The organism is Psychrobacter lutiphocae DSM 21542, from assembly GCF_000382145.1.
GTDB classification, from domain to species: Bacteria; Pseudomonadota; Gammaproteobacteria; order Pseudomonadales; family Moraxellaceae; genus Psychrobacter; species Psychrobacter lutiphocae.
In genome coordinates this window covers 68,691-80,190 of record NZ_KB907625.1, presented here as the reverse complement: position 1 = coordinate 80,190, position 11,500 = coordinate 68,691, and the positions used below count along the sequence as shown (strand labels likewise).

The 11,500-nt window shown below is 39.9% G+C and carries 9 protein-coding genes; 6 read left to right on the top strand and 3 right to left on the bottom strand.

The genetic code is table 11. The features are described 5' to 3' along the window. Nucleotide 1 precedes the first annotated feature (1 nt). The 5 genes from H140_RS13725 to H140_RS0102550 all read left to right on the top strand — a co-directional run bounded on the left by H140_RS13725 (nt 2) and on the right by H140_RS0102550 (nt 5,245). Nucleotides 2–505, top strand: coding sequence for a porin family protein (locus H140_RS13725; protein ID WP_019672093.1), 504 nt, complete (start codon nt 2–4; stop codon nt 503–505). 356 nt (nt 506–861) lie between these two features. Further along, nucleotides 862–1,425 (top strand): outer membrane beta-barrel protein, encoded by a 564-nt coding sequence (locus tag H140_RS0102565; protein ID WP_019672092.1) that lies wholly within the window; start codon nt 862–864, stop codon nt 1,423–1,425. A gap of 224 nt (nt 1,426–1,649) precedes the next feature. Continuing rightward, a complete protein-coding gene (locus tag H140_RS0102560; RefSeq protein WP_019672091.1) occupies nt 1,650–2,126 on the top strand; it encodes an NfeD family protein in 477 nt (158 codons plus the stop codon). Between the two features lie 116 nt (nt 2,127–2,242). Then, the gene (locus tag H140_RS0102555) at nt 2,243–3,103 is read left to right on the top strand and encodes an SPFH domain-containing protein (RefSeq protein ID WP_019672090.1); all 861 of its coding nucleotides are present in this window, start codon (nt 2,243–2,245) and stop codon (nt 3,101–3,103) included. A gap of 483 nt (nt 3,104–3,586) precedes the next feature. Then, nucleotides 3,587–5,245 carry an alpha-keto acid decarboxylase family protein gene (locus H140_RS0102550; RefSeq protein WP_019672089.1) on the top strand — a complete coding sequence of 553 codons (1,659 nt, stop codon included), beginning with the start codon at nt 3,587–3,589 and terminating at the stop codon, nt 5,243–5,245. A 304-nt stretch (nt 5,246–5,549) separates the two neighbouring features. Here H140_RS0102550 and hemN read toward each other — a convergent pair whose 3' ends face one another. Next, nucleotides 5,550–7,118: an oxygen-independent coproporphyrinogen III oxidase gene (hemN, locus tag H140_RS0102545; RefSeq protein WP_019672088.1), complete on the bottom strand. Its 1,569-nt coding sequence runs from the start codon at nt 7,116–7,118 to the stop codon at nt 5,550–5,552. 336 nt (nt 7,119–7,454) lie between these two features. On the opposite strand from hemN, the gene H140_RS0102540 reads away from it, so the two are divergent. Next, complete coding sequence (locus H140_RS0102540; RefSeq protein ID WP_019672087.1) at nt 7,455–9,143, top strand: YifB family Mg chelatase-like AAA ATPase; 1,689 nt, start codon at nt 7,455–7,457, stop codon at nt 9,141–9,143. A gap of 413 nt (nt 9,144–9,556) precedes the next feature. On the opposite strand, the gene H140_RS0102535 is transcribed toward H140_RS0102540, so the two are convergent. Continuing rightward, nucleotides 9,557–10,549, bottom strand: coding sequence for a YheT family hydrolase (locus H140_RS0102535; RefSeq protein ID WP_019672086.1), 993 nt, complete (start codon nt 10,547–10,549; stop codon nt 9,557–9,559). Nucleotides 10,550–10,763: 214 nt separating this feature from the next. Continuing rightward, the gene (locus H140_RS0102530; RefSeq protein ID WP_019672085.1) at nt 10,764–11,354 is read right to left on the bottom strand and encodes a YigZ family protein; all 591 of its coding nucleotides are present in this window, start codon (nt 11,352–11,354) and stop codon (nt 10,764–10,766) included. Between the last annotated feature and the right edge of the window lie 146 nt (nt 11,355–11,500).

Here is an 11,500-nt window from a genome sequence, read left to right as displayed (position 1 = left end):
TATGACAGCACAACCATACATTGGTGCCAAAATTGGTCAGTATGATTTAGACAAAGCCAAAGACGAAGCCTTCTCATACGGTATCTATGGTGGTGTTAAGTTTACTCCAATCTTTGGTGTTGAAGCGGAGTATATGACCACCAACAAAGAAGACTTTACAAAGAACATGTTAGATAGAAGAAAATATGAGGCAGATGTTTATGGCTTATATGGCACAGCAGAGTATCTATTCCCAGGTTCTAATATGTATGCCAAAGGTCGTTTAGGTGTTGCAAACAACAGAATTAAAATGCAACAAAGACTATATAATGGTCAAGTAGTTCGAGGCAAAAACAAACAGTCTGATACGAACATTGCTGGTGGTGTAGGACTAGGATATAACTTCACACCAAATGCAGCAGTTGAATTGGCATATGACTGGTATCCAAAAGTTAAGGATATTGATTATAACGGACGTGATTTAAAAGCAGAAGGACTTACACTAGGTGCTAACTTCAAATTCTAATGTGCATCTAAAGAGAGTCTGATATCACTCTAAACACCCTCTAAAGCAGAGGATTGATGAATATACAAGAAAGCGATCGCTTAGCGGTCGCTTTCTTTTTGCTTTTTTGCCTTATGGTTCATTAATTAATATTGATATTTCTGTGTCCTTATAGTACATTTCACCTTGCTTCGACGTAAAACGTTCGCTTAGTGATGTTTGTTTGCAAAACTTAACAACTAAGCTATCAAAAGACGACATATTATATGAAATAATTTGTTACTATTTCAGTTATAGAAAACGGGTTTAGTATTTTAGTGTTTAATGCTATTTTGTAATCTTGCTAAGATTACTGTTATTTTTACAGGAGAACCACAATGAAACTTTTACAAAAATCGTTACTTGCTCTAGCTGCTGGCTCATTATTAACAGTTGGCGCTCAAGCTGCTGTCAATGTACAGCCATACATTGGGGCGAAAGTTGGTTATTATGACCTAGATGACGCAAAAGATGAAGCTTTATCTTATGGTGGTTACCTTGGGTTACAGTTAACACCTGAAGTTGGTGTTGAAGCTGAGTACATCACGACTAAGAAAGAAGATTTTGAAAAGAATGCAGTTGGCAGAAAAGAATATAAAGGAGAGTCTTACGGCCTATTTGCTACATATAAGTATAATATTACTGGTTCTGACTTATATGCTAAAGGTCGTTTAGGTGTAGCAAGACACAAAATCAAAATTGAAGATAAAGCTGTATCTTATCGCGGTAAAAGATCTAAATATGACACTGGTATCGGTGGTGGTTTAGGCTTTGGCTATAACTTTGGTTCAAATGCTGCTGTTGAACTAGCTTATGAATGGTATCCAAAAGTTGATAGAATTGAAAACAGAGGCGACCTAAGAGCAGAAGGTGTTACTTTAGGTGCACATTTCAAATTCTAAAATCTGAACTGCTTTAGAATAGATTTAAAGAGCATAAAAAACGACCGCATTGCGGTCGTTTTTTTGTTGGGTAAAATAAAACTAATCAATTGTAAGCTGTAAAAAATGCTAATATAAATAACAGATTGCATAAAATAATATTAAATATAGACTTAAGAACAAAAGTTGTTTAAGGATGAGTTTATATTAAAAACTAAGGACAGAAGCGTTTTAAGGATAAGATTATGTTTGTAATAGAACCTTGGCATTGGTTGGTGCTCGGTGGTGTACTGATTATTGCCGAAATGTTCCTAACCACCTTTGCGACCCTCTGGTTTGGTATTGCAGCAGTGATTGTTGCTCTGTTGAGTTGGCTATTACCTTTGCCAGAATTTTTGCAAGTTATTTTGTGGCTGGTATTTTCTATCCTAATGGTGGTGGTCTGGTTTAAATATGTCAAACCTTTATCGGTAGATCGCACCAAGGCAGGTCTAGGTGGCAGCATCATTATTGGTGAAACTGGTATTATTACCAAAGTTCCTACCTTAGATAAAGTGGGCACCATACGTTTTAGTGTACCCATTGTCGGTGCAACAGAATGGCGTTGTCGTACGCGTGGTGAGCCACTAGAGCTGGGTCAAAGAGTCGTAGTGGTTGAAGTTATTGGTAATGAGTTGGTGGTTGCACCAGCCAAGCTACCGCCAAAAGTGCATTATCGATAGTCAGCAATATAGATAGTCAGCAATTTCAAATTAGCATAATATTTAGCATGAAAATTAGTATGAGTGAACTATAAAATAATAAACTTTAATAGATAAAGAAAGCAGGAGTAAGGAAGATGGGTGGTTTTAGTGTGGTTATGTTGGTTTTAATTGCTCTAGTGGTGTTTACCATATTTAAAGGCGTCAGAATTGTACCACAAGGTTACAAATGGATTGTGCAACGTTTAGGGAAGTATCATCAGACCTTAGAGCCTGGCTTAAATATTATTATTCCGTATGTTGATGATGTGGCTTATAAATTAACGACTAAAGATATTGTATTAGACATCCCATCACAAGAAGTGATTACCCGCGATAACGTGGTGATTATTGCCAATGCTGTGGCTTATATCAGTATTGTGCAGCCAGAAAAGGCAGTATATGGTATTGAAGACTACGAACATGGTATCCGTAATTTAGTGCAGACCTCGCTGCGCTCTATCATTGGTGAGATGGATTTAGACAGTGCTTTATCTAGCCGAGATCATATCAAAGCTTTGTTAAAACAGGCCATTTCAGAAGACATCGCAGACTGGGGCATTACCTTAAAAACAGTCGAGATTCAGGATATCAACCCTTCTGATACGATGCAAACCGCGATGGAAGAGCAAGCAGCAGCAGAGCGTCAGCGCCGAGCAACTGTAACCCGTGCTGATGGTCAGAAGCAGGCTGCTATTTTAGAGGCGGATGGTCGTTTAGAGGCCTCACGCCGTGATGCTGAAGCTCAAGTCGTTTTGGCAAAAGCTTCAGAAGAGTCGATACGCTTAGTTTCACAAGCTATGGGGACAGAAGAGATGCCAGTTGTATATTTACTCGGTGAACAATATATCAAAGCGATGCGTGAGCTTGCTGAGTCTGATAATTCAAAAATGGTGGTATTGCCAGCAGATATTGTAAGTACTGTGAAAGGAATGGTTGGTGACAAGTTCAAGACGTAATAGCCATTCAATGTAAATATAATATAAGTAGCGCTAATTTGAGAAGTATAAAAGACTTAGGTAGCTTACTGAATATAATCGAATAGCTTTTATTTAAAAGCTGTTCGATTTTTTTGTTTTAGGGATATATGAATATTTTAGGGGGTATAAAGAGAGCAGGTATATTAGCTCAAAAGATAGGTAAATTATTAGCCTCAATATTGCTATCTTTTTGATTTAGAATAATTTTTTAGCTTAGAATAGCTAGACTCTGTTGAACGCTAGTAAAAAGATTACACTTCTTTAACGCTAAATAACATATCTATTATTTAACATCTGCTAAATGTATTGCTAATATCTTTAAGCAAAGCTACTTTTAGTTATAGGTGGCTTTATTAAAGAATTATGCTGTTATAATTACATATGTATTTATAAGCATATTTGTTGAACAGGTTATCTATTAAAAAAATAATTAAAATAGAACAAAATGACAGAGGTAAAAAAATGACAATAGAAAACTATACCATCGCAGACTATTTGTTTGATCGGATTGCTGAAGCTGGCGCAACCGAAGTGTTTGGTGTTCCCGGTGACTATAATCTTTTATTTTTAGACAATATACTTGCTTCGGATAAGCTTCGTTGGGTAGGCAATACCAATGAGCTAAATGCTGGTTATGCGGCAGATGGATATGCTCGTGAACGTGGGTTTGCTGCTATGGTGACCACCTTTGGTGTGGGTGAGCTGTCAGCTATTAATGCGACTGCCGGCTCTTATGCAGAGTACGCACCAGTACTTCATATTACTGGTGCTCCGAAAATGAAGTTACAGGATAAAAAATTAGTATTACACCATAGTTTGGGTAATGGTATCTTTGATAATTTTGCCAAAATGGCTGAATCAGTATCGGTTGCTCAGGCAATTATCACCCCAGAAAATGCTGCCTCACAGATTGATTACGTTATTACTCAGATAGTTAAAAAACAACGTCCTGGCTATATTTCACTGCCCGCTGATGTGGCACAAATGCCTATTTATCCGCCCTCTAAAAAACTTGACCTACAACGTGATAATCATACCAGTCAGCAAGCACTAGATGAGTTTAAACAGGCTTTAATTCAGTTCATAGATGGTAAAGAAACCATGCTACTTGCCGATATCATGGTTAAGTACTTAGGGCTTAAAAATGCGCTAAATGAACTTATTGAAGATACGAGTATTCCTTATGCGACCCTCTCTTGGGGTAAGTCACTACTCAATGAGCAAAGTGAGCGCTGGGCTGGAGTGTATTATGCAAGTGTGTCAGATCCAGTCGTGAAGGATGCGGTTGAAAACTCTGAGTGTCTGATAATGGTCGGTGTTACATTTACTGATACAACCAGCTCAGGCTTTAGTCAGGAAATTGAAGCATCACGTACCATTAATATAAGTGAGGAAGAGTCTAGTATAGGCGATAAAGTATTTGCGCCTATAAGTATGAAAGATGCCCTGCAAGTGTTACATGAGGTATTAACCTCTGGTATTAAGGTCGTTCCCAAACCGCTTCAAGGCAGTATTGAAACGTATCAGCAACAAGCAGATGACGATGACGCTTTGTTACAGCAAGACTTATGGCATATTGTGGCAGATAACTTAACTGAAAATAGCTTGGTATTTGCTGAACAAGGTACTTCTTATAATGGTATGGGTCCAATTCCATTACCAAAAGGAGTAACCTTCCATGGGCAGCCTCTTTGGGGATCAATTGGTTATACCTTGCCAGCCAGTTTAGGCGCAGGTATTGCATCTGCAGACAAACGCTCTATTTTATTAATCGGTGATGGATCTTCATTACTAACCATTCAAGACATAGCCATTATGCTACGTGAAAAGCTAAACCCAGTTATCCTATTAATCAATAATTCAGGATATACTATTGAACGGGCTATTCATGGGGAAGAAGAAATCTATAACGATATCCCTAATATTGACTGGCAACTTATCCCCAAAGCCTTTGGGGCAACTGATGACAACTGTCTGATACTTAAAGCGAAAACAGCAGGTGAGCTTAAATCTGCAATCGCACAAGCGAAAGAAACAACGGACAAAATGGTATTTATAGAGGTATTTACAGGTGTGATGGATATCCCCCCTGTATTGGCAAAACAAGCAGCCTTATTCTAATGTCTGGATTTCTAATGCTTTAGTATGATATTTCTAAATTGTCCGACACCCTCATGGTTTGTTAACTGTGAGGGTGTTTTCAATCTATGTCATTAAATTATACCAAATCTAAAAATTAAGCTATCGAGGAAAACGAGTGCAAACGCTACATATAGTAGGTTCAACGAGTTTGACAAAGATAGGTTATTTTTTAGAAAAGGTATTAGTATGCTTTATAGCATATTGCTTTAATCTCATCCTAATTAGAATAACAAGACTGGACTAAAAGTGCCAGCCTTGTCATTTTTTATTGAGCTAAAAGCCTCTAAATCACTTTTGAAAAGCGGCCTTTTTCCTTACTCGCTAAGTAAGTGTCAAACACCATAGCCACGTTACGGGCAAGCAGACGACCTTTAGGTAAGATACGAATACCTGCCGCATCCATATCAATTAATCTGTCTTGCTGCATCTCTCCAAGCTGCTGAATTTCATCAATAAAGTAGGTGATGGCATCAATACCAAACTTTTGGTTTAAGTCTTTAAAGTCGATGTAGTCATGGCAAAGTAAGTTTGAAATCACATAACCGCGTAAACGGTCTTGAATGTTGGTCTTGATGTGTCTAACAGCGGGTAATTTTCCGGCATCTACCATCGCTTTATACTCATCTAAATCCGTATGGTTCTGCAAAATGTGAGTAGAGGTATTGCCTCTATTAGCATGAAGGGTGCTATTAATCTGACTGATCGAAGATACGCCAAAACCTAATAAGTCACAGTCACCGAGAATGGTATACCCTTGGAAATTACGGTGTAAAACTCCTTCACGCTGCGCCACTGCCATGCTGTCATCAGGCTTAGCAAAGTGATCAATGCCAATATACTGATATCCCGCATCATTTAACGCGGCTATGGTATTGCTAAACATCTCAAGTTTTTGGCTTGGACTAGGTAAATCCTCGTCCTTGATTTGGCGTTGTGCTTTAAAGCGATGAGGTAAGTGGGCATAATTAAAAATAGACAATCTATCTGGTGATATATCGATAATGGTCTCTACCGTTTTGGCAAAGGTTTGAGGGGTTTGATGCGGCAGCCCATAGATTAAATCAATATTGGTGGACTTAAAGCCTAGGCGACGGGTTTCGTCCATAACCTTACGAATAAGTTCTTCAGACTGTACTCGATTGACCGCAATTTGGACTTTGTCATCTAAATCTTGTACCCCGAAGCTGACTCGATTAAAGCCTAGATTACGTAAAACTTCAAGAGTCGTCTCTCTAATCTCTCTTGGATCTATTTCTACTGAATAATCACCAATCTCAGGATGCTCATCAGAGGTATCTGCTGGTGATGTCGGTGCAAATTCAAACTGAGTCTGTAAAAACTGCCATAATTCAATCAGCTCTGCATCGCTAAAGAAGGTCGGTGTGCCACCACCTAGATGTAACTGTTTGACATAAGGTTTGCCACCTGAGTCAGGAAGCTCTAATAAGGCCCGTTTTTGTTTGACTTCTTTTTTTAAGTACTCTAAATAGTCACCAGCATCGCTGTTCTTTTTGGTGATGATCTTATTGCAGGCGCAGTAGTAGCAAAGATGGCGACAAAAAGGGATATGAAAATATAGCGAAAGAGGCGTATTCGGGTCACGACTGGTTAAAATATTTAATTCAGTAGCACTTTCGATAGGTTTAAACTCCAAAGCAGTGGGATACGAAGTATAGCGGGGCCCTGAACGATTGTATTTGTGAATCAAAGCCTCATCGTATTCTAATTGCGGCATGTCAGAGGTAGCAGTATCAAACTGTTTTTTTGCGTAAGGATTTGGGGGAACAAAATCCGAGCGTTGAGTTGAGGGGGGAAGGTTGGCTTGGTCTGTAAATATTGCAGAATTAGTCATAAAGCTAGCCTCACAGATGCTATGAAAACATTAATGGGGCTCATTATAACAAATTTCATAGACTGCGCCTGTAAGCCTAAAGTAGCAGGACTTTGATATGTTGTTAAAAGAAATGGACTAGTTATAGATTGCGAAGTGATAATTAATAATTTATTATAAATTTATAGTTAAGGATAAAAAATATTAATGGGTTGTTTGTTGCTAATGCATGAATATGCCAACCACTGCCTTATTTATAATTCATATCGCCTCTAAACAATGAAGGCTACGAAACAATCAGCATTAAAATAAGAAAAATAAAATAACAAAAATAACACCTAAGGTTAAGGTATCTTTATGTCTTTTGCTCAAGTTTGTACCCGCTCTGTCGTTGGATTGCACGCACCAAAAGTAATGGTAGAGGTGCATCTATCTCAAGGATTGCCAGCTTTGACCATAGTGGGACTGCCTGAAGCAGCAGTACGTGAAAGTAAAGATAGAGTACGCTCAGCAATTATCAATGCCAATTTTCAATTTCCCAATCGGCGATTGACCATTAACTTGGCACCAGCTGATTTACCGAAAGATGGTGCCCGCCTAGATTTACCGATAGCTCTGGGAATTTTGGCTGCCAGTGGTCAGATAGAGGCAGGGTGGTTAGCAGGTTATGAATTTATCGGAGAGTTGGCGCTAAATGGTGATTTGCGACCCGTATCGGGCAGTCTGGCAGTAGCACGAGCGATCAAGAGTGAAGCCAACAAAGCACAACAGGTTGCCAGAAACAAACAGGCTGCCAACAGTGTCAAAACTAAAAGCAATCATCCTCAGCAGTCAACAATGTCAAGCCAACAGCAGCAAATTAACCAAGCTTCATCTAGTATCGCTGCCAATACAAGTTCTAGCAACACTACCTCTATTAAGTTGATAGTGCCAGCTAATAATGGTGCAGAAGCCAGCCGTGTGGCAGGCGTTACTGTTTATGCAGCTTCAACCTTGCAAGTGGTATGTGAACATTTGCGTGCTGAAAATTGTATGAGTTATCAAGCTAATGGTGATGTCAATACAGAGGGGCAACTGTCACCTGTGATATCGAAAGCGCCCATCGTCACTGCCAGTTATAAAGTGGATTTAGCAGATGTTAAAGGGCAGCATCATGCTCGACGTGCCTTAGAAATTGCAGCGGCTGGTGGGCACTCCTTATTGTTAACTGGGCCACCTGGTTCAGGAAAAACCTTGATGGCGGCACGTTTACCGACTATTTTACCTGATTTGAATGATGAAGAAGCATTAGAAGTCGCTAGTACCTACTCAGTGACGGATACCGAGTATCAGTATGGCACCCGACCTTTTCGCGAAATTCACCACACCATATCTGCTGTGGCTTTGGTCGGTGGAGGCTCACGCCCAAAACCTGGTGAGATAACCTTGGCCAATAAAGGAGTGCTTTTTTTGGATGAAATGCCCGAATTTGACCGCAAAGTACTCGAAGTATTGCGTCAGCCACTAGAATCGAAGCAGATTACCATTAGTCGTGCCAATCAACAAGCTACTTTTCCTGCTAACTTTCAGTTAGTAGCAGCCATGAATCCTTGTCCTTGTGGCTATTATGGAGATCCTTCTGGACGCTGTCATTGTCGTCCTGAGCAAATTCAGCGATATCAGGATAAGATTTCAGGTCCTCTACTAGATAGAATAGACTTGCATGTCAATGTACCCGCTTTGCCCATCAGTGACTTGCAGAACAGCAGTATGGGAGAGGCATCAAAGCAGGTGCGTCAGCGTGTCACTACCGCCTATCAGCGACAACAAGACAGGCAAAGCAAGCCTAACAGTGAGCTAACACCAGGTGAAATAGATGAGCATATTGTACTTGGTGACAACGAAAAGAATTTGCTGGCAATGGCACAATCTAAGCTCAACTTATCAGCAAGGGGTTATCATCGCTTGCTAAGAGTAGCACGAACTATCGCTGATCTGGCAGGTAGTCCCAATATTGAAAGCGCTCATTTGAGTGAGGCGCTAAGCTATCGAGCAGCTAGTGCTTGATGTGGTTGCCAAACTCTTATGATGGTTGTAAGACTACTTGTAATGAGTAGGACTTACGCATGAGTAGATATTATGGCAACTGGTTATTATTTATGAGTCCTCTGAAGGTAGAGCCAGACGCTCCATAAATAACAACCAGTCGCTTTTAAAGCCTTAAAGTCGTATTTTTGCGTAAGTCCTAATGAGTTTAAATTAAATATGCTATATTTTTAAGCTTTTGGTCTTTGTACACGACATTCTTTAATAAAAACTATGACACCCCCTCTAGCTCCCCCTTAATTAAGAGGGAGAACTCCTATGTTTTTAAAGGGGGGTTGGGAGGGTTGATGAAATATTCTTTCTAAATTATTAGAAAAAATAATTCAAAAGTTTTTGTCGTTTACAAAGGCTTTTGGTTCAAAAAGCTTGATATTTTAACCATGCAAATTTTTAAAGAAACTCAAAGAGGCTTCTGGCATCCAGTCGGAATTAATTTTTTTATTCTTCCAGTTAATAAAGCCAATGTGACCCCCATGCTTAGTCTCACACAAGAGCACCTTATTTGAAACGTCTGCCTGTGAAGGTATGATGCCTAAAAAAGGATCATCCAGCGCAGTAACAATCATCGTTGGTTTTTTGATACCAATCAGGTGTGGCATAGCAGAGGCTTGGCGATAATAGTCATTTTTTGAGCGATATCCATGACGGGGTGCGGTGAAAGCATGGTCAAAGTCGCTTAGACGGCGACTGGCCTTGATGCCTGCCAGCTCTTCGTCAGACAATGCATATTCTAATGCCTTATTGATAATAGGATTGAGCAAGTAAGGGGTGTAGATACGGCGGCCGAGTAATTTATCCATTGCCATCGAAGATGAGGCTAACTCAAGAGGTGCTGATATAATACTAGCGGCATTACACAAAGCATCGTCACCATACTCTCCCATATATTTGGCTAAGACATTACCACCCAGTGACGTACCAACAGCATAAACACTTTCATAGCGCTTTGTTAAGTATGCAAGTGTGTGATGTACTTCAAAGCTGTCACCAGCTTCGTAAAAGACACTGCCATTGACTCGAGTGCCACCGCAACTACGAAAATGAGCAACAACATAGTGCCAGCCTTGTGCATGTACGTAATGACCTAAAGTTCGGGCATAGTGGCTCTGGCTACTGCCTTCTAAGCCATGAAATAATACGACAATCGGAGTTTTGTAGCGCTTGCCTGGATCTGGTTTTGACTCAGCAGCGTCATAAAAATCGTAAGCCACTTCACTTTCATTTAATGAGTCCAAAAATAAAGCACGACGATAAGAGGGAGCATCAGCCATAGTAAACTTTGGCAAGATGGTCTGAATATGAGGGTTAGCAAGCCAAAGTGGTGTTTTAAAAGGTTTGATATTAAAGTCAGCTAATGAGTTCAACATAGGTCAAAGAGTCTCGTTTTCATAATCAGAAGAGTGCACACTAAATTGGCTTTATTATAAAGTCAATAATTTCAGTGTACAACTGATTACTGAAAAATATTGTTAATTAAAGAACTAATTAAAAGCTGTATAGAATAACGTTGATCGCCGTTGAGGCCTTAACTGACTTCTGACTAAGAGTTAAGAACATACCTTAGTCCTTGGTTAAGTTGGCTTATTCACATACTCGTCCATCTTTTCCCAATCGTTCTTTTAGGGTGTGGATATCGGCTTCTGGTAAGGTCACAGTTAAGGTTACAGCCTTGTCATAATTAACCTCATCAATATTGCCACCCATATCTTCTATGATATAGCGCACTTGTGACTCATTGGCAAAGTCTGCCTCGATGGCCACTTGCGTCATCGGTATATAAGGGGTAAGCTCCATTACATCTACTGCAGCTTGTGCAGAGCTAGCATAGGCACGAGTTAGGCCGCCTGCACCAAGTTTGATACCGCCAAAGTAGCGCACCACAATAATAATTACGTTACCAATGCTTTTGTGTTGTAGTACATTTAAGATGGGACGTCCAGCGGTGCCACCAGGTTCACCATCATCATCAAAGCCGGCGCTGGTGGTATTGTCAGGGTCGCCAATGATATATGCCCAGCAGTGATGACGGGCATCTGGATACTTTTCACGCAATTGTTCCACGTGAAACATGGCTTGCTCGCGACTGTGCACGGGATAGGCGTAGGTGATAAATTCTGACTTTTTGATATCAAGTCGGGCGGCCACGGGTTTTGCTAAAGTTTGATAAGTCATAAGCGTTTTAATTTATCGTTACGTTTAGAGTTAGAGTTAGAGTGCTATCAGTTTGGTTTTAGGTGGATAGCTTCATGTTGTTCTTTATCGTTTTAAACGGTTATCCAAGTTGATTTAAAAAGTCACACATCTTGATAACAGTGGGT